Here is an 18,234-nt window from a genome sequence, read left to right as displayed (position 1 = left end):
CGATGTGCGGCATAGCGGGCGTCTTCCATCGTGACGGTCGCGCCGCCGACGGCCGTGCCGTTGCGGCGATGTCGGCGGCGCTGATCCACCGCGGGCCGGACGGCGAGGGCACCTGGCTGGAAGGACCCGTCGGCCTCGCCCACCGCCGGCTCGCCATCCGCGATCTCTCCGATGCCGGGCGCCAACCGATGCTCGATGCCTCCGGCCGTATCGCCGTCACCTATAACGGCGAGATCTACAACGACCGGGAACTGCGAAGCGAACTCGAGCGATCCTTCGGTTTCCGCTTTCGCAGCAGCTGCGACACCGAAATCCTCCCCTACGCCTATCTCGCCTGGGGCGACGCGATGTTCGAGCGGCTGGAGGGCTTTTTCGCCATCGGCCTGTGGGACCGCCAGGAGCGCCGCCTGATCCTTGCGCGCGACGGGATCGGGATAAAGCCGCTGTACTATTTCGAGAGCGCGGGCAGCGTCCTGTTCGCGAGCGAGATCAAGGGAATCACGGCAGGCGGGGAGGTGGCTGCGCAAATCGACCCGGTCGCGTTGCACACATACCTCGCCGCAGGCCACGCCGGCACGCGGCAGAGCCTGTTCAAGGAGATCAAGCAACTCCCGCCCGGCACGACGATTGGCTTCACCGCCAACGAGCGGACCGAGCGATGCTTCTGGCGTCCGGTCCGCGCGCCGGTGATCGACGACCTCGATGAAGCGGTTGGCCGGCTGCAATCGACGATCGAGACCGTGGTAAAAAGCCAGATGGTGAGCGACGTGCCGCTCGCCGTGCTGCAGAGCGGAGGCATCGACAGTTCGCTCATCAGCCTCACGCTCGGGCGGCTCGGATTGAAGCCGCCCCTGTTCACGGCGGGCTTTAGCGAGAAGAGCCATGACGAAACGGCGGTGGCGCGGCAGATCGCGGCCTCCGCCGGCCTCTCGCTCGACGTCATCGACGGGGAAGCGGGCGAGGGTGCCGAGGCGGCGCTGCGGGCGGTCGTCCATCATTTCGACGGTCAATGCGCCGATACCGGCGCGCTCGGCTTCTATCACCTGGCCGGTGCGGTCCGTCAGCATTGCACGGTGGTGCTCTCGGGCGACGGCGGCGACGAATTCTTTGCGGGATATGAAACCTATGCCGCGACCATGATGGCGGAGGGCGCGCGCCACGTCGTTCCGCGCGGCGTTGCCGGCCTGACCGGCCGCCTGGCCTATGCGTCCGTGCGCGGCAACGAGAAGCGGCTTCCGGCGGCGGCGCAACTCGCCCGCTTTGCGCTCGGTCTCGGCGAAGGCGGCAACAGCCCGCATCTGCAATGGCGGCGGCTCGTTCCCCGGTTTCTCGCCGAGAGGATCTATGGCCGCGGGATGGCCGACCTTGCATCGACCGACCCGTTCGCGGAATACGCCGGATATTATTCGGAGCCGCACGAGAAGGTGCTGGATCGGGCGCTGATCGCCGACCAGCGCTTCCATCTGCAAAGCGTTCTCATGAAGGTCGATGCGATGAGCATGGCGCATGGTCTCGAGGTGCGCGTTCCGATCCTGGATCGACGGGTCATGGACCTCGCGGGTGCCATCGATGTCTCGCTGCTCAATCCCTGGCCCAAGGGGGCTCCGAAATACGTGTTGCGTAAGCTGGCCGAACGCCTCGGCATGCCGGGCGAGGCCGCCTGGTCGCGCAAGCGCGGCTTCAACGTGCCGATCGCGCAACTGATGCGGCGGGGCGGGTTGCAGCCGATCTGTGATCGCGTGCTCGACCGTGACGCCGATGTTTTTGCGCCCTTCATGAAGCCGGATGCGATCCGGCTGCTGTGGAAGGATCACCTCGCGCGGAGGAGCGACAACGCGTTCGCGCTATGGCCGATCCTGACGCTGGGCATCTGGTTGACGGGGCTGGCAGCCCCGGCGCCGCGCTGAGCGCATGTGGCCGGGAGCGAACGCATGCCGGACCTGAAGGATCAAACGATCAGCGATTTCGGGGAGCAATGGACCGCGTTCCGCGACAACCCCGGCTATTACGGGTCGGCGGATCTGCTGGCCGACCTGTTCGGTCCGCTGCTCGCCCTGGATGACGTCAAGGGCAAGCGGATCGCCGATATCGGCAGCGGCACCGGACGCATCGTCAACATGCTGCTCGATGCCGGGGCCGGTCGTGTCGTCGCGGTCGAGCCTTCCGCCGCCATGCTGGTCCTGAAGGAAAATACCGCCCCCGCCGCCGACCGCATCGACTATTTGCAGGTGCCCGGCGACCGCTTGCCGCCCGGTCTCGGGCTCGACTATGTGGTTTCGATGGGCGTCCTGCATCATATCCCCGAACCGGCGCCCGTGGTCCGCGCGGCGCATGATGCGTTGCGCCCGGGAGGACGCTGCATTGTCTGGCTCTATGGCTACGAAGGCAACGAGACCTATCTGTCGCTCGCGATTCCGCTGCGCAAGCTCACCGTCCGGCTGCCGCACCGGCTCCTCGTTGCGCTGTCCCATGGTCTCGAGTGGGGGCTGACGGCCTATATCGGGCTGTGCCGGATATTGCCGCTTCCGATGCGGTCCTACATGCTTTCGGTGCTGGCAAAGTTTCCGCGCAGCGTTCGCCGCCTGACCATCTACGACCAGCTCAATCCCGCCTACGCGAAATACTACACGCGCGCCGAGGCGGAGGCGCTGCTGTCGGATGGCGGCTTCGAGGATATCAGGCTCTACCATCGCCACGGCTATAGTTGGACGGTGTCCGGCACCCGGCCGGCATGACGTGATCTCGTTGGCGAACTTGGCGCAGTCAACCCATCCGGAGAATCCATTGCCAGCTACCGACATCGAAGGCGTAGGGGCCCCGCCCACGGGGCGGCCGGCACTCGCTGCATGGGCAGGCCGCATCGCATGGTTCTGGATATGGCTGGGTGTGATTGGCCTCGCGCTGGCGGTTCACCTGGCCTTTCTGGTGGCCTGGCCGGATCATTTCCTGCACGAGGATGGCGGCGCCTATCTGGACGAAGCGGAGTCCATCCTGAGGGGCCATTACCTCGACGATACCGGCAAGCGGCCGTATGGCATGGCGGTCTTCCTGGTGCTGCTGTCCAAGCTGTTCGGCCCGCATATCCTGGTCTTCGTCATGGCCCAGCATCTGATGAGCATCGGTGCGGCCCTGCTCGTTGCCGCGACGGTGCGCTTTGCCGGCGCGCCCCGCATCCTGTCGGTCCTGGCCTTTCTGATCGCCGCGCTCTATGGGCGCACGGTTCACTACGACAACACGATCGGCGCCGAGACCATTTCCAACTTCCTGGTCAGCCTCGCGGCCTTCATCGCCGCAGGCCTCGCCTTCAGGAAGTGGTCGCCATTCATCGCCGCGGCGGCCGTCGGGGTGACCCTCGGGGCCGTCATGACGTGCCGGTCGGCGGCGGTCGGACAAGCTGCGATCATCCTGCTCTGGCTGGCCGTGGTGCTGGATGCCGGATGGGTCCGCCGACTGACCGTGCTCGCGCTGGCGGGCAGCCTCGCCACAGCCGTGTATCTGATCCCGACCGCCGTCAATTACGCGATCGGAAAGCGTCCGGCCGGCAGTGAGAGTCTCGCGGTCATGGCGTTCGTGGTCGGCTATTCCGCCGATTTCGACCACGGTGTCCATCTCGACCGGAAAGCCAACGCGCGGGCGTTTGTCGACAAGATGCGGGCCGCGGACACCCCGACCGGCTGGGCCGATGCGGGCGTCTATCAATGGCCCTTCGGCGCCATCCATTTGCTGGAGAAGCCCGGCGACAGTCCTGCCGACGTCGAAAACGTGGTTCGCGACATCTTCATCGAAACGCTGACGACGCCGTCGACGCTGTATCGGCATCTCACCAGGCATTTCCTGCGCGAGATGTACTTCCTGCTGTTCGACGCAAACAGCGTGGCGCGGCGAACCGTCAATCCGCAGGGCTACGAGTTCTTCGCGCAACGGGACCCGTTCCCGTTCTTTGGAATTCCGACCGGGCTCAAGCCCCGGCAACTGATCTACGACTATTACAAGCCTTATGGGTGGCTGGAGGGGCGGGTCTTGCCGTCGCCGGATCGGTTGCAGCTGGGGCTGAGCTACCTGCTGACGCTCGGCTACCAGCCGCGAGGGGATCGGGCCAGGCTGTGCTGCGGATTGAGCGTCTCGAGCGAGTACGATGACCTCCCGGGACCGATCCGGTGGGTGTCGGCTGCGACGTTGATCCTCGTGGTCGTCCTGCTTGTCGGGGTCGTCGCGGCCCGGTTCGGATTGGCGCCGCCGATCCCTGCGAGCCTGGCGGCTGGCGGCACATTGATGATCCTGCTGGCGCTGATCAGCGCCGCGTTTCCGGCATTCCTCATCTATGGGTTCAACCGCTACGCCTACTACGCCTTCCCCTTCCTCGGCGGCGCGAGCGCCATCCTGGGGGCTGTGCTGTTCGACCGGATCCGGCTGTTCGGCCCCGGGGTGTGGCGGCGCCTGAGGGGCCGCCCGGCCGCCAAGGCGGCGCCATTGGCGCGAAAATAGCATTGCCGTCCCGCGATCCCTTCGGTTGAATTTGTTCCTTCGGAAGGGCATGTTTGGAGAATCTTCTTCGCAAGGAGGTCGGAACGGAAGATGAGAAAGCCGGTCGTCGGCGTGATCGGGAACGCCCATCGCGTCGAAAATCGATTTCAGGTCCAGATGGTCGGCGAGCGTAATTTGCGCGCCGTGGCCGAGGTCTCCGGCGGCTTGCCGGTGATGTTCGCGGGTTCGCCCGACATCACCGATATCGGTGCGCTGCTCGATACCGTCGACGGCATCGTCCTCACCGGTGCCCGCGCCAACGTCCATCCGACCCGCTTCAACGTCGACCCCTGCGAGAAGCACGAGCCCTATGACATCCACCGCGACGAGGTCGCGCTGGCGCTCTCGGTCGCCTGCGTCGCCCGCGGCATCCCGCTGTTCGGCATCTGCCGGGGCCTCCAGGAGATGAACGTCGCCTTCGGCGGCTCGCTGCACCCGGAAATCCGCGAAATTCCCGGCCGCATGAACCATCGCATGCCGAGGCTCGAGAACGGCGAGATCCATCCCGACCCGACCGTGGTGTTCGCCGACCGCCACGACGTCGACCTGACGCCCGGTGGCGCGTTCGCAAGGCTGCTCGGCTGCGAGCGGATCCGGGTCAATTCGCTGCACGGCCAGGGCATCCTCGATCCCGGCAAGCGCGTGCTGATCGAAGGCATCGCCGAGGACGGCACCATCGAGGCGATCCGCATCGCGGAAGCCCCGACCTTCGCGCTCGGCGTGCAATGGCACGCCGAATACGACCCCCAGCGCAATCCGGTCAACCGCAAGCTGTTCGAGGCCTTTGGCGAGGCGCTGACCGAGCGGCAGCGCGCGACGGCGTAACTCACTTTCGTGTCCCGGACGCGCTGCAACGCTCTCGCGTTGCGGCGCAGAGCCGGGACCCACGTTGCTCGAAAATCCTCTCCGAGGCATGGGCCCCGGCTTTGCATCGCATCGCCGAAGGGGGCGCTGCGCTGCGTCCGGGGCACGAAAGCCGCATCTTCAAAGCCGTATCCAGGTGCACGCATGGCTTCGCATTCTCGCGGCTTGTTTCGCCCGAGCCTTGCTCAACTCATCGCCCCTTCTTGGCCAAAGGGCGCAGGGAAGGCCGGGCGCCGGMGGCACCCGCAAGTCCGTGCGCKAYRGAARTGCACACGGKTTGGACCACAGGTGTTGCCGGTCGCCCGGCCTTCCCTGCGCGGATGGTTTTAACGGTGTCCTTCGTGCTCTCCCCGGGGAGCGATGCACTATTGCCCCCGTCGCCATGCGGATCGCTGATGCGCGCGCCCGGTCGGGCCGCCACATCACCGCAAGACTTGACGCACAGACCCCGGGCGTCAGGACCACACGACTTCTCCGTCCGCGGACGGTCCCGCCGGAGCGTCCGGGGCTGGCGCGTGCTCACCCCTGACGTCAACGAGGCCGCTGTTACTGCGCCGTGTCGTACCGCGTCGCGTAAGGCTCACGGTTGCCCGCCCTGCCATCACGCATCCCGCGCCGACGCTGCCGCGTCCACCGCMRCCCGGCCCGCRTCTCGTGACGGTCGCGAACGCCCCTTTGGCAGGGCCGAGGTGAGGCGTGTATGCCATAAATCCGAAATTCGGAAAAGGAAWATRTTTTTGCGGCGAGGGATTGACGRGGTGTTTTGCCCGACGGGTCGGGGGTGGTAGCCGCGCGCGGCGCGAGGGCGTAGGGCAGGGCTCTCAACCATACCGTCATTGCGAGGAGCTCTTGCGACGAAGCAGTCCAGACGGTCTGTGCGGACGCATCTCTGGATTGATTCGCTACGCTCGCAATGACGGAGAGGAGCCGGCGATCGTGATGCGGCGAGCCGCAAAGCGCAGTAGAATCCAGTTCAGACTCCTTCTCGTCCCGCAAGCTCTTGAAGAAGAACAAAATGTCCTCCTTAGCTACACTGGATCTTCCAGCCGGAAAAATAGGCTTCGCGGGATTTCCTCGCGGTTACGACGACGAGCCGCGAGACGCCTTCCGTGTCGAGCTGCCCGGACGTCCGATGATGTTCGGAGAGTGGCGGCCGAAGTTTGCGCCAAACGGCAACGAATTCGATGTTGAGATCGTCAGCTTCGGATACTTAGACAAAGGGCACTTGGGAAGCGCAAATCCGGCACACAGAGGGGCGCTTTCGATCTCAGACGGCGAGATACTTCGAGGCTTGATACGCGCGCTTTTCGCTGGTCAGACCGCTAATCCATCCGTTGTGCCGTTCACGAGCACCAAGGGACAGTTTCTTGGGGAAGTCCATCTTGTCCCGGGATGGCTTCTAAATACGCCATGACAGCAAAAATCAGCATTCAGCCAACGCGAGAGAGTTACTGATATGACCTTTGCCGACGGCTCGGCGATCAGCGGTTTGGCGAACTTCCTCTGGAAGGATAGCACGACTGGTGCCGCGGCAGACGTGACGTTTGCCTATCAAGCGGGAGGGGCGGCCAAGGCTGGGCTGCTGCCGGTTGTTGCGGATGGCGCATTCGGTGGCTGGGATCATCTCCGGTCTGCCGCAGGGCAGGACCACGGGCACGCGCCCGATGCGGCGCCGCCCCTTGACGTCGATCATCTGCTGTTCAATGCGATGAACCACCATGATTGGCACGTCTAAATGAGCCGTCGCTTGCGCTACGGTGTGCAAGCTTCATCTGGTTGTCCGGCGTCGTCGGCCTTTGGCGAGGCGCTGGTGGAGCGGCAGCGCGCGATTCTTCACCGAACGACGCCTTGATCCCGCGGCCTACGCCGACTGCGCCATCCGTCGCGTGCGATAGGCCTGCGGCGACATCAGGGTGAGCTTGCGAAAGGCCTTGCGGAAGCTGCTTTCGTCTTCATAGCCGGCCGCGCGCGCGATGGTCTTGATCGGCTGCGCGGTCGTCTCCAGCAGCGTGCGCGCGTGCTCGACGCGGCGACGGGTGATGAAGGCCTGCGGCGGCTCGCGCGTGAGCTCCTGAAACTTCCGGTTCAACGTGCGTTCGCTCAATCCGAGCGCGCCGGCGAGGCGCTTGACCGTCATCGGGCTCCTGCCGGTGCGGCGAACCAGCAGGTCGGCTCTGGTCAGCAGCGGGTCCTGCGAGAGCAGGTAGCCGACGGGCATGAAGATCGATTGGGTGCGCTGCGCCGTGTCGATGACGACATAGTCGGCGCAAAGTTTTGCGACCGCCTTGCCCTCGACCAGCTCGATCAGCTTGAGCAGAAGGTCGACCCACGACATCGGTCCGGCCGCGCAGACGATGCGGTCGGCCATGGTGATGACGGCGTCGGCGGCGAGATCGATCGTGGGATGTCGTTGCCGAAGCTCGCTTTGCAGCCACCAGGTGATGGTCGCGCGGCGGTTGTCGAGCAGGCCGGCGCCGGCCAGCAGGAAGACGCCGCTGCAAAATGCGCCGATCAGCCGGCCGTTGGCATGCTGCTGCCGGAGCCAGGCGCCGGCGCGCGCATATTGCGGTTGCAGCCGCTCCGCCGTGACATGATCGACGAGGCTGCCGGGGACAATGATCGCGTCGCAGCCGCCGCGCTTGCCGATCGCGCCATCGACCGCGAGCATCTGGCCGCCACCCGCGCGCACGGGCCTGCCGTCGAGCGAAAGCGTCTGCCAGGTGAAGCGGCATTTCGCGCCGCTCTGCTGCATCACGTGATTGGAGAGCGACAGGATGTCCGCGATCCCGGCCACCGACGAATGCATGCAGCCTTCCAGCGCCAGAATTGCTAGCTTCATGACATCTCCAGACCAATGCGGCGGATGATATCCCATCCGCGTCGGCGCCGCGTGGCGGATATTGCCCGATCTCTGTCTTATCCGCCACTGCCGGGCGGGCGGCATCCGATCCAATCTCCCGCCGTCGCCACACCACATGATTGGAGAGAACCATGCCTTACGTCACGATTTCCACCGTCCGCGGCATCCTCGACGCCGCGCAGAAGAAGCTGCTGCTCGAACGCGTCACCGACCTGCTGGTCGAGGTCGAAGGGCAGGGCAATCCCGATTTCCGCCGCAACGTCTGGGTCAGGATCGAGGAACAGGAGCCGTCGCACTGGTCGCTCGGCGGCATGCTGCCGACGCCGGAGATCATCGCCGGCACGTTCGGACCGATCGGGGCGGACGGCGTGAGGGTGGCACGGTCGAAGCCGTAGCAGCGCCTGGCGGGGCGGATCAGCCGAAGGCGTGGTCCGCCACTGCCTGCGCTCGACCGATCACGTTGCCGTCCCGCAAGGCCATTTCCATTGCGTTGCACAATCGCGACGTTGGCCGCCGCGCGCAGCATTGAGGTTGGCGCGACGAGCACCATATGCCCTGCAAGGGAGTCCTTGCCGTGCAGACCAAAAAGGCCGCCCTCGTTGCGGCGATTGGCGTCGTGGCTTTGATCTTCTGCCTTCCCGGCTCAGCGGAGGAGAGCGGCCGTCTTGCATTGACCGTCACGATTGACGGAGCCATCGGCCCTGCGTCGGCCAGCTACGTGAAGGAGGCACTGGCCAAGGCGAGCGAACGCCGCGCCGAGGTCGTGCTTCTGAGAATGAATACGCCCGGCGGTCTCAATTCCAGCATGCGCGAGATCATCGCGGATGTGCTCGCTTCGCCCATTCCCGTCATCGGTTACGTCGCTCCCTCCGGCGCCCATGCGGCGAGTGCGGGGACCTATATCCTCTATGCGACCCACATCGCGGCGATGGCGCCGGGCACCAATATCGGTGCGGCGACGCCGGTGCAGATTGGTGGACCGCTGCCGGGTCTGCCGGGCGGCACCCCCGACAAGGGCGGCAAGGACAAGAAGGACGGCGACCAGCAAAGCGAGTCCAAGGAGCAGCCCAAGGAACAGCCCAAGGATGCGATGACGGCAAAGGCGACCAATGATGCGGTCGCTTTCATCCGCAGCCTTGCGGAGCTGCGCAACCGCAATGCGGACTGGGCCGAGAAGGCGGTCCGCGAGGCTGCCACGCTCTCCGCCAATGCCGCGCTACAGGCCCATGCCATCGATCTCGTCGCGCGCGATCAGGCTGAATTGCTGAGAGAGATCGATGGCCGTGTGGTCGAGGTTGCCGGCGGCAAGACGCAACGCCTGGCGACGAAGGATGCCGTCGTCGAAGTCGTCGACCCCGGATGGATATCCCGTTTCCTGGCGGTCATCACCGATCCGAACGTGGCGTTCATTCTCCTGATGGTCGGCATCTACGGCCTGATCTTCGAGTTCATGTCTCCCGGTGCGGTCGCCCCGGGAGTCGTCGGCGCGATCTGCCTGCTGGTCGGCCTCTATGCACTCAATCTGCTACCGATCAACTATGCCGGCCTCGCCCTCATGTTGATCGGCATCGTGCTGCTCACCGTCGAAGCCTTCAATCCGACCGTGGTGATTGGTCTCGGCGGGATCATCGCGTTCCTGCTCGGCGCTCTGATGCTGTTCAGGGGCGAGGCGCCCGGCTACCACCTGTCATGGTGGGTGATCGGCACCACTGCGGCTGTGTTCATCGGCTTTGGGCTTGTCGTGCTTGGATCGCTTCGGCGCGCCGGCAATGCTCCCGCACGGGTCGGCGCGCAGGCGATGCGAGGCTTGCCTGCCGAGATTCTCGACTGGAACGGAACCGAAGGTCATGTCTTCGCCCATGGCGAGCGCTGGCAGGCGCAGGGCGCCGAAACCTTCAAGCCCGGAGACATGGCCGAGGTCGCCAACGTCGTCGACTTGACGCTGCTGATAAGGCGCGCGCCGGCCCGGACCGGCGAAGGAGGACCATCATGATGCTGGAATATCTGACCTATGCGGCACTCGCGCTGCTCGTCATCGTATTTCTATCCCAGGCCATTCGAATCCTGCGCGAATACGAGCGTGGCGTCATCTTTACGCTCGGCCGCTTCACGGGCGTGAAGGGCCCGGGCCTCATCATCCTCATTCCGGTCGTGCAGCAGCTCGTCAAGGTTGACCTGCGGGTGATGGTGCAGGTCGTGCCGCCCCAGGACGTGATTTCGCGGGACAACGTGTCCGTCAAGGTCAACGCCGTTCTGTACTTTCGCATCGTCGATCCCGAACGCGCCATCATCAAGGTCGGCGATTACATGGCCGCGACCAGCCAGCTCGCCCAGACGACGCTGCGCTCGGTGCTCGGCAAGCATGAGCTCGACGAGATGCTCGCCGAGCGCGACAGGCTGAACGCCGACATCCAGGAGATCCTCGACAAGCAGACCGACATCTGGGGCATCAAGGTCACCGGCATCGAGATCAAGGACATCGATCTCAACGAAACCATGGTGCGCGCCATCGCCAAGCAGGCCGAGGCGGAGCGGTTGCGGCGCGCCAAGGTCATCAATGCGATGGGCGAGCAGCAGGCGGCCGAAAAGCTCGTCGAGGCCGGCCGGATCCTCGCGCAGGAGCCGCAGGCGATGCAGCTGCGTTACTTCGCGGCTCTGCACGACATCGCCGGAGAACGGTCGTCGACCATCGTGTTTCCGCTGCCGACCGGCCTGCTCGATCATTTCCTGCCGCGGCGTGACAATTCGTAGCCGGGAGGTTCTGCGCTCTCAAATAAAAAAGGCGCCCCTCGCGGAGCGCCTTTTGCTTGTCGCATACAGTTCGAGCAGCTTAGCCCGAATAGTACATGTCGAACTCGATCGGGTGTGGGGTCATTTCGAAGCGCTCGACTTCGGTCATCTTCAGCTCGATGTAGCTGTCGATGAAGTCGTCGTCGAACACGCCGCCGGCCTTCAGGAAGGCGCGGTCCTTGTCGAGGTTTTCGAGCGCCTCGCGAAGCGAGCCGCACACCGTCGGGATCTGCTTCAGCTCTTCCTTCGGCAGATCGTAGAGGTCCTTGTCCATCGCCGGACCCGGATCGATCTTGTTCTTGATGCCGTCGAGGCCGGCCATCAGCATCGCGGCGAAGCCGAGATAGGGATTGGCGAGCGGATCGGGGAAGCGCACCTCGACACGCTTGGCCTTCGGCGAAGCGGTGTAGGGGATGCGGCAGGAGGCCGAGCGGTTGCGCGCGGAGTAGGCGAGCAGCACGGGGGCCTCATAGCCCGGGACCAGGCGCTTGTAGGAGTTGGTCGACGGGTTGGTGAAGGCGTTGATCGCCTTGGCGTGCTTGATGATGCCGCCGATGTAGTGGAGGCAGGTCTCCGACAGGTCGGCGTACTTGTTGCCGGCGAACACCGGCTTGCCGTCCTTCCAGATCGACTGGTGCACGTGCATGCCCGAGCCGTTGTCGCCATAGACCGGCTTCGGCATGAAGGTGGCGGTCTTGCCGTAGATGTGGGCGACCTGGTGGATGCAGTATTTGTAGATCTGCAGATGGTCGGCCATCAGCGTCAGCGTGTCGAACTTCATGCCGAGCTCGTGCTGGGCGGAGGCGACCTCGTGGTGATGCTTCTCGACCTTGACGCCCATCTTGGCCATGGCGCCGAGCATCTCCGAACGCATGTCCTGCACGGAATCCTGCGGCGGGACCGGGAAGTAGCCGCCCTTGGTGCGGACGCGGTGGCCGAGATTGCCGCCTTCATATTCGGTGTCGGAGTTGGTCGGCAGCTCCGAGGAGTCGAGCCTGAAGCCGGTGTTGTAGGGGCTGGAGGAGAAGCGCACGTCGTCGAACACGAAGAACTCGGCTTCGGGACCGACGAAGACGGTGTCGCCCACGCCCATCGACTTCACCATCGCCTCGGCCTTCTTGGCGATGCCGCGGGGGTCGCGGTTGTAGGGCTCGCCCGTGGTCGGCTCGAGCACGTCGCAGGTGATGACCATGGTGGTCTCGGCGAAGAACGGATCGATCGTCGCGGTCACCGGATCGGGCATCAGGCACATGTCGGACTCGTTGATCGCCTTCCAGCCGGCGATCGAGGAGCCGTCGAACATCGTCCCTTCGGCGAAAATGTCGTCATCGATCATGCCGACGTCGAACGTCACGTGCTGCCACTTGCCGCGCGGATCGGTGAAGCGCAGGTCGACGTATTTGACGTCGTTGTCCTTGATCGATTTCAGGACGTCTTTGGCGGTCTTCATGCATACCCCTTTTGGCTCTGCGGGTCGGTTTCCAGATGAGCAAAATTATTCTCGCTTTTCGGCGAGTTTTGCGCGACCGCACAAACGAAATCAGGCCGCCGAAGCAGCCTTATTTCCTGTCAGAGTGTCGCAAAATGCGGGATAGCACCCGGCTCAGATAGCGTCCAGCCCGGATTCGCCGGTCCGGATGCGGATCGCCTCTTCGATGTTGGAGACGAAAATCTTGCCGTCGCCGATGCGGCCGGTCTGTGCGGCCCGCCGGATCGCGTCGATGGCACGCTCGACCAGATCGTCGCCGATCACGATCTCGATCTTCACCTTGGGCAGGAAATCCACGATGTATTCTGCGCCGCGGTACAGCTCGGCATGGCCCTTCTGGCGGCCGAAACCCTTGGCCTCCGTCACGGTGATGCCCTGAAGGCCGACTTCCTGAAGCGCTTCCTTCACCTCGTCGAGCTTGAACGGCTTGATGATGGCTTCGATTTTCTTCACTGCGCGCCTCCCGGCCTTTCGATCAAATAGCAACGTCTTCGTCAGGATGCGCTTTTATCACGCACGAACTTGTCTTCGCTGTACCGGGATGCCTGACCAACCCGGCGGCGGCCGGCCACACCCTCATGAAATGCCAGTGAGCACGACGAACCGAAGTGGCTTCCTCGAAAGCAGGGTCTATGCCAAGTTGCAAATACCCTGATTATTGGAGCGTTATCAGCCTATTAACGAGCATCTCTGATAGGTGGTGCCGACCGGCCCAAAATACCGAAGACTACGAAATAGGCAAACGGTCAATGTGTGTGCAGGTATCTCTTCCGTGTATGGGATCGGCATGGAAGATGCCTCTCGAACAGGCGTTTGTACCAGGGAAGTGGCATGGAAGTACTGACCAACGCTGAAATGCAGCGGGCCGACCAGCTCAGCATCGCGGCCGGCACGCCCGGCTTCAAGCTGATGCTGAGCGCCGGGCAGGCGGTCGCTGAGGCCGCCAACGCGCTGGTGGAGGAGGGCCCGATCCTGATCGTGGCCGGTCCGGGCAACAATGGCGGCGACGGTTTTGTCGCAGCCGCCGAACTCGCCGCCCAGGGCCGCGAGGTGTCGGTGATCCTGATGTGCGAGCGCGATCAGCTCCAGGGCGATGCCGCCTCCGCGGCGCGCGGCTGGAAGCATCCGGTGCTCCCGTTCAATCCGCAGGCGATCGGGAGGCCGGCGCTGATCATCGACGCATTGTTCGGCGCGGGCTTGAGCCGGCCCGTCGACGGCGAGGCGCGCGAGATGATCGCGGCGATCAACGCCAACGGCGCGCCGGTGCTCGCCGTCGACCTGCCGAGCGGGATCAACGGCACCAGCGCAGCCGTGATGGGCGTGGCGGTGAACGCCACCGAGACCGTCACCTTCTTCCGCAAGAAGCCGGCGCATCTGCTGCTGCCGGGGCGGGTGCATTGCGGCGCCGTCCGCGTCGCCGACATCGGCATTGACGCCCAGGTGCTGGACGAGATCGGGCCGCGGATCTTCGAGAACGATCCGGATTTCTGGAGCGCAGCCTTTCCGGTGCCCCGGATCGACGGCCATAAATACGCGCGAGGCCACGTGCTGGCCGTCTCGGGCGACGCGGCTGCCACCGGCGCGGCGCGGCTCGCCGCGCGCGGTGCGCTGCGCGCCGGCGCCGGCCTGGTGACGCTGGCGAGCCCGCGCGATGCGCTCGCGATCAACGCAAGCGCGTTGACCGCGGTGATGGTCCGTCCCGTCGATACCGCGGTCGAGTTCGCCGAGCTCCTCGGCGACAAGCGCTACAACACCTGCATGATCGGCCCCGGCGCGGGCATCGGCGAGCGGACCTGCGACTTTGTCCACACCGCGCTCACGGCACAGCGGCATCTGGTGCTCGATGCCGATGCGCTGACGAGCTTTGCCGCAAACCCCGAGCGCCTGTTTGAATCGATCAAGTCCTCGCACGACAATGCGGTGGTGCTGACGCCGCATGAGGGCGAGTTTCCGCGGCTGTTCTCCGATCTCAGCAACAAGCATCCCGGCCGCTCCAAGCTCGAGCGCGTTCGCGCCGCCGCCGAACGTTCCGGCGCCGTGGTGCTGCTGAAGGGGCCGGATACCACCATCGCCGCGCCCGACGGCCGCGCCACCATCGCCGCCAACGCGCCGCCCTGGCTGGCCACAGCCGGTGCCGGCGACGTGCTCTCCGGCGTCATCGCAGGGCTTTTGGCGCAGGGTGTGCCGGCGTTCGAAGCCGCCAGCATCGGCGTGTGGATGCACGGCGAGGCGGCAAGCGAGGCGGGGCCGGGGCTGATCGCGGAAGATCTCACCGAGACCCTGCCGGCCGTGCACCGGCGGATTTATGGTGCGCTGGGGATCGAGTACTGAGCACTTGCTTCACGTGCGCCACGTAGGGTGGGCAAAGCGAAGCGTGCCCACCATGCCTACCAACGTCAGGAAAATGGTGGGCACGGCGCGAAGAGCGCCTTTGCCCACCCTACAGAGCGGAGCGCTCACTCCACCGCGTACCAGCGCACCAGCCGCGGCGCGGCCCAGTCGGTCACGACGGATTCGATCAGCCATCGCCCGGGCGAGGTTGCGGCGAACGCGATGCGCTGGGTCTGGCCGGGCTCGATCGCGAGCGTGTCGAGCCAGTAGGGCTTCCAGCCATCGTCGAGCCGGTCGAGCAGGCGGAAATGGTGGGCGTGCAGGTGGAAGACGGTGGTGACGGGGGCGGGGTTCTTCAGGGCCAGTACGACGGTGCGGCCGGTCTTGGCGCGGAAAGCCGGTTCGGAGGCGGTGGAGAAATTTGCCGGCCGTGTCCAAGCGGCGTCGGGTGCGCCGAGCGCGACATCGAACCGCAGGGCGCCTCTCAGATCGAGCTTCTCTGGCAGGTCGTTCGAAGGGAGCGGTGGTGGGGGCAACAGCGGTGCGCGCCGTTCTCGATTGCCTGAGATCGTCAGGCTCCCGACCCGGCGTGCCGCTTTGCCGTCATGCAGAACGAACGCTGCCGAGGTGGTGGTATCCACGAAGGCGTCGGCACGGGCGCCGGGGGCCAACACCAGGGCACCGTTGCGCGCCGGGAACGGCTCGGCCGGCTGGCCGTCCAGCGCCATCATCTGGACCTCGTGGTTATCCAATTTGATCGCCAGAACAGAACGTTGCGAGCCGTTGATGAAGCGTAGCCGCAGCCGCTCATTGGCCGCGGCTGAGAGTTCGAATGAAGTCTGCCCGTTGATTGTATAAAGCGGGGTCGTGTCCTTCGGGTCCTGGCCCGGGGGAAGCGCGGTCCCATCGGGCCGCAGGCGCCATTCCTCGATCAAGAGGACCACGTCACGATCGACGGCGACCCGGTTGGTCTCGGCGGCGATGACCGGAAGCGGGCGCGCGGGCTGCTTCTGACCATCCTCGAAGAGCCGAAAGTCGGCCAGCAGGGTTCCCGCGTAGGGTACTGAAATAATTGATGTTTCGGTCGCGTCGGGCGCCGTCGGCGCGCGTCCCCGCAACGGGTCGGCGGCGGCCGGGCCATTGAGGCCGTACCAGGCTGGCGCAAGCGGCACAGGCAGGTCGTTCCGGAAGACCACTTCGCAGCGGTCAAAACGCTTGAGACGGACGTCGCCGAGATGGCTTACGGCGGCCAGCTCCCAGATTGGTGTGGCCGGCTGCCCCGGCCTGAGAGCCAGCGTGGCCGGCCTGGCTTGAAGGGCGAGCTGGGCGGTCACGAGCGGGCCTGCGCCGCCCGCCATCAACCCGGCGGCAGAGGCTCCAAGGCCGGCCAGAACCTCACGCCGAGTCGGGTCAAAAATCCGCAGTTTCATGGCTCGATCCGGACCATGCCGCGCTGGATAAGTCCAGCCGTCGTGCCTACGTCAAGCGTGCCTCCAGGCGGCCATTTTTTTGCTGCGAACAGTCAGGCACATGCTATAAGCCCGGCCGCCCGCAGCATCGCGGCCGGTCTTGATGCAAATTCACGCGGGCGTGGCGGAACTGGTAGACGCGCTGGATTTAGGTTCCAGTGACGAAAGTTGTGGGGGTTCGAGTCCCTCCGCCCGCACCAAGCGCTTTCAGCGTTTGCACGGATTACCGAAGGGCCTGCTCCGCACGGATGTTTTTCCGTCTGGAGCCGGGTCTGATGAACCCACCGGCGCAAGGGCATTGGCCTCGCGCGCCGGACCGATTGATGACAGCGTCCCGACGCATGCGTGCCGGGGCCGAACGAGAAGAAGATTGGACGCCATGCAGGTCACAGAAACCCTCTCGGAAGGTTTGAAGCACGAGTTCAAGATCAGCGTTCCCGCGTCTGATCTGGACGCCAAGGCCGGCGCCAAGCTCGTCGACCTCAAGGACAAGGTGCGCATCAACGGCTTCCGTCCCGGCAAGGTGCCGGTCGGCCACCTGAAGAAGGTCTATGGCCGCTCGGTGATGGCCGAGACCATCGACCAGACCATCCGCGACACCAACACGCAGCTGTTCTCCGAGCGCGGCTTCCGCCTCGCGACCGAGCCGAAGATCACGATGCCGACCGAGCAGAGCGAGGTCGAGGAGCTGCTTTCGGGCAAGACCGATCTGACCTACACGGTCGCGATCGAGGTGGTGCCGTCGATTGCGCTCGCCGACTTCAAGAGTTTCCAGGTCGAGAAGCCGGTCGCGGACGTCTCCGACGCCGATGTCGACGAGGCGATCAAGCGCATTGCCGATTCGAACCGCGGCTATGCCGCGAAGGCCGAGGGCGCCAAGGCCGAATCCGGCGACCGCGTCACCATCAGCTTCAAGGGCACCATCAACGGCGAAGCCTTCGAGGGCGGCGCCGGCGAAGGCATCCAGGTCGTGATCGGCTCCAACACCTTCATCCCCGGCTTCGAGGAGCAGCTCACCGGTATCGGCGCGGGCGAGACCCGCACGCTGAAGGTCGCGTTCCCGAAGAACTACATGAACGACAAGCTCGCCGGCCAGCCGGCCGAGTTCGAGACCACCGCGACGCTGATCGAGGCGCCGCAGGACGTCGCGATCGACGACGAGTTCGCCAAGACGCTCGGCCTCGAATCGCTGGACAAGCTGAAGGAAGCCGCGCGCGAGCGTCTGGTCGCCGAGTTCGCGACCGCGACGCGCCAGCGCGTCAAGCGCACGCTGCTCGACCGCCTCGACGAGGCGCATCGCTTCGAGGCGCCGCCGTCGCTGGTCGACGAGGAGTTCAATCTGATGTGGAACTCGGTCAAGGCCGAGATGGACTCCGCCGGCAAGACCTTCGCCGACGAGGACACCACCGAGGATGCCGCGAAGGAGGAGTACCGCAAGATCGCCGACCGCCGCGTGCGGCTCGGCCTCGTGCTGTCGGAGATCGGCGAGAAGAACAAGATCACCGTGACCGACGACGAGGTCGGCCGCGCCGTGATCGAGCGGGCCCGCCAGATGCCGGGCCGCGAGAAGGAAGTCTGGGACTATTACCGCAGCAATGCCCAGGCGCTGGCCCAGCTTCGTGCACCGATCTACGAGGACAAGGTCGTCGACTTCATCCTCGAGCTCGCCAACGTGACCGAGAAGAAGGTTTCGCGCGAGGACCTCTACAAGGACGAGGAGGCGGAAAAGACCGCCGCCTGAAGGCATTGAGAAAGCCTTCTATTAAGGATGATCTGCCTAAGAAGCCCAGCTAGCCAGGTGGCCGGCTGGGCCAGTTCGCGCGAATCAGATTCAACTGCCGCGTGGATTAAGCGTTAATTCGGTCCGCACTTGTCTGGCGCGAATTGGGCTATATCTGTCGGTACAC

The 18,234-nt window shown here is 65.0% G+C and carries 14 protein-coding genes and 1 tRNA gene; 11 read left to right on the top strand and 4 right to left on the bottom strand.

All coding sequences use genetic code 11. From position 1 onward, the window contains the following. Window positions 1-2: 2 nt before the first annotated feature. The 5 genes from asnB (at window position 3) to ACXJMY_RS15390 (ending at window position 7,123) form a co-directional block, all read left to right on the top strand. Window positions 3-1,907 (top strand): asparagine synthase (glutamine-hydrolyzing), encoded by a 1,905-nt coding sequence (gene asnB / locus ACXJMY_RS15410; protein ID WP_456620189.1) that lies wholly within the window; start codon window positions 3-5, stop codon window positions 1,905-1,907. 24 nt (window positions 1,908-1,931) lie between these two features. Next, window positions 1,932-2,735 carry a class I SAM-dependent methyltransferase gene (locus ACXJMY_RS15405; protein ID WP_456620188.1) on the top strand — a complete coding sequence of 268 codons (804 nt, stop codon included), beginning with the start codon at window positions 1,932-1,934 and terminating at the stop codon, window positions 2,733-2,735. A gap of 49 nt (window positions 2,736-2,784) precedes the next feature. Continuing rightward, window positions 2,785-4,485, top strand: a complete 1,701-nt coding sequence (locus tag ACXJMY_RS15400) for a hypothetical protein (RefSeq protein WP_456620187.1) — start codon at window positions 2,785-2,787, stop codon at window positions 4,483-4,485. Window positions 4,486-4,575: 90 nt separating this feature from the next. After that, a complete protein-coding gene (locus ACXJMY_RS15395; RefSeq protein ID WP_456620186.1) occupies window positions 4,576-5,349 on the top strand; it encodes a gamma-glutamyl-gamma-aminobutyrate hydrolase family protein in 774 nt (257 codons plus the stop codon). A gap of 1,495 nt (window positions 5,350-6,844) precedes the next feature. Further along, window positions 6,845-7,123, top strand: a complete 279-nt coding sequence (locus ACXJMY_RS15390; protein WP_456620185.1) for a hypothetical protein — start codon at window positions 6,845-6,847, stop codon at window positions 7,121-7,123. A 126-nt stretch (window positions 7,124-7,249) separates the two neighbouring features. Here the strand turns inward: ACXJMY_RS15390 and ACXJMY_RS15385 are convergent, their stop codons facing one another. Continuing rightward, window positions 7,250-8,227, bottom strand: coding sequence for a GlxA family transcriptional regulator (locus ACXJMY_RS15385; RefSeq protein WP_456620184.1), 978 nt, complete (start codon window positions 8,225-8,227; stop codon window positions 7,250-7,252). A 152-nt stretch (window positions 8,228-8,379) separates the two neighbouring features. On the opposite strand from ACXJMY_RS15385, the gene ACXJMY_RS15380 reads away from it, so the two are divergent. From ACXJMY_RS15380 to ACXJMY_RS15370, 3 genes are all read left to right on the top strand, one after another. After that, a complete protein-coding gene (locus tag ACXJMY_RS15380) occupies window positions 8,380-8,643 on the top strand; it encodes a tautomerase family protein (protein ID WP_456620183.1) in 264 nt (87 codons plus the stop codon). A gap of 179 nt (window positions 8,644-8,822) precedes the next feature. Continuing rightward, window positions 8,823-10,241, top strand: a complete 1,419-nt coding sequence (locus ACXJMY_RS15375; RefSeq protein WP_456620182.1) for an NfeD family protein — start codon at window positions 8,823-8,825, stop codon at window positions 10,239-10,241. After that, complete coding sequence (locus ACXJMY_RS15370; RefSeq protein WP_456620181.1) at window positions 10,238-10,999, top strand: slipin family protein; 762 nt, start codon at window positions 10,238-10,240, stop codon at window positions 10,997-10,999. Before ACXJMY_RS15375 ends, ACXJMY_RS15370 begins: the two co-directional genes overlap by 4 nt. Window positions 11,000-11,078: 79 nt before the next feature. Here the strand turns inward: ACXJMY_RS15370 and glnA are convergent, their stop codons facing one another. Both glnA and ACXJMY_RS15360 read right to left on the bottom strand, forming a co-directional pair. Beyond that, window positions 11,079-12,488: a type I glutamate--ammonia ligase gene (gene glnA / locus ACXJMY_RS15365; protein ID WP_456620180.1), complete on the bottom strand. Its 1,410-nt coding sequence runs from the start codon at window positions 12,486-12,488 to the stop codon at window positions 11,079-11,081. Between the two features lie 153 nt (window positions 12,489-12,641). Further along, a complete protein-coding gene (locus ACXJMY_RS15360; RefSeq protein WP_007603495.1) occupies window positions 12,642-12,980 on the bottom strand; it encodes a P-II family nitrogen regulator in 339 nt (112 codons plus the stop codon). A gap of 378 nt (window positions 12,981-13,358) precedes the next feature. On the opposite strand from ACXJMY_RS15360, the gene ACXJMY_RS15355 reads away from it, so the two are divergent. Further along, a complete protein-coding gene (locus ACXJMY_RS15355) occupies window positions 13,359-14,858 on the top strand; it encodes an NAD(P)H-hydrate dehydratase (protein WP_456620179.1) in 1,500 nt (499 codons plus the stop codon). Between the two features lie 125 nt (window positions 14,859-14,983). Here the strand turns inward: ACXJMY_RS15355 and ACXJMY_RS15350 are convergent, their stop codons facing one another. Next, a complete protein-coding gene (locus ACXJMY_RS15350) occupies window positions 14,984-16,288 on the bottom strand; it encodes a multicopper oxidase family protein (RefSeq protein WP_456620178.1) in 1,305 nt (434 codons plus the stop codon). Between the two features lie 154 nt (window positions 16,289-16,442). Here ACXJMY_RS15350 and ACXJMY_RS15345 point away from each other — a divergent pair. Both ACXJMY_RS15345 and tig read left to right on the top strand, forming a co-directional pair. Then, window positions 16,443-16,527 (top strand) — tRNA-Leu (locus ACXJMY_RS15345). Between the two features lie 179 nt (window positions 16,528-16,706). Beyond that, window positions 16,707-18,068, top strand: coding sequence for a trigger factor (gene tig / locus ACXJMY_RS15340; protein ID WP_456620177.1), 1,362 nt, complete (start codon window positions 16,707-16,709; stop codon window positions 18,066-18,068). Window positions 18,069-18,234: the final 166 nt, after the last annotated feature.

The sequence above is a fragment of the Bradyrhizobium sp. P5_C12 genome (assembly GCF_054049735.1).
Note: the sequence above shows the minus strand (reverse complement) of the source record. Positions and strands in the feature narration are given on the sequence as shown.